General features: G+C 40.5%; 1 protein-coding gene and 1 pseudogene. Both read left to right on the top strand.

The window, feature by feature from the left end:
• A pseudogene (locus ACHABW_RS25905) lies at positions 1-183 on the top strand (IS21 family transposase); the annotation flags it as partial.
• The gene (gene istB, locus ACHABW_RS25900; RefSeq protein ID WP_435759917.1) at positions 180-902 is read left to right on the top strand and encodes an IS21-like element helper ATPase IstB; all 723 of its coding nucleotides are present in this window, start codon (positions 180-182) and stop codon (positions 900-902) included. The pseudogene ACHABW_RS25905 and the gene istB, both read left to right, overlap by 4 nt.
• Positions 903-968 lie beyond the last annotated feature (66 nt).

Raw genomic sequence — 968 nt, 5'->3', positions numbered from 1 at the left:
GCATCGGAGCTTGGTCATCCTTCGTCAGAAACGATTCAACAAGTCTATCACCAAGTCATTCACGGACGAGGGTATAGGGAAACGTTGAATATGAAACAACCAGTTCCAAAAATGCCTTTGGCATCTAGAGGCATGAATCAATATGATGCCTTCTTTTCACTAGAGAGGGGGCACCTAGAATGAATGAAGTTATTCAAGAGTATGCGAAGAAACTGAAGTTAAGTTGGGTTCGCGAGCACTATCATGAAATAGAAGCCGCAACTCAAGAGGAGTTTTTACTTAAGCTTTTTGAGAAAGAAATTGAACAGCGGGAGGATCGAAAGATCAACCTACTATTGAAGGCGGCAACCTTGCCAGAGTTATATGGCAAACCTTTTGACTGGAAAGAGATTGAATTAGGTCAAGGATTAGATAAGGAGACCCTTTTACAGGGAGCGTTTATCGATACCAAGGAGAATATGATTTTCTATGGAGGTGTTGGAGCTGGAAAGACTTACTTATCAACACTTATTGGGTTGAACGCCATTCAGAATCAAGGAAAGCGTGTAAAGTTTTATACCGTGGCTTCCCTCGTGAATCATCTCTTAGATGCCCATGAAAAAGGAACCATGAATAAACTGTTTAAGCAGATTGAGAAACTAGATTTGCTTATCTTAGATGAATTAGGATACATTCCTTTACACAAGCAAGGGGCTGAACTGCTTTTTCAAGTGATTACCTTGTGCTATGAAAAACGTAGTCTGATCATCACAACCAATCTACAGTTTGGCCAGTGGAATCACGTCTTTGGAGACCCAATCTTAACGGAAGCAGTGGTAGATCGCTTGATCCATCATTCTCACCTGGTGCTGTTCAAAGGAGAGAGTCACAGATTAAGAGAATCTATGTTTAACAAAGAGTAAAATGGAACGTTGGTAAGTGGCTACAAAAAAGGTTGCCGTTTTATACATTTTTCTCTTGCCAAATAC

This window comes from Salipaludibacillus sp. CF4.18 (genome assembly GCF_051262595.1).
GTDB lineage: Bacteria > Bacillota > Bacilli > Bacillales > Salisediminibacteriaceae > Salipaludibacillus > Salipaludibacillus neizhouensis.
Note: the sequence above shows the minus strand (reverse complement) of the source record. Positions and strands in the feature narration are given on the sequence as shown.

What these genes read in the sequence shown, in the direction of transcription:
- istB (WP_435759917.1), top strand. Translation starts at nt 180, where the DNA reads ATGAATGAAGTTATTCAAGAGTATGCGAAGAAACTGAAGTTAAGTTGG.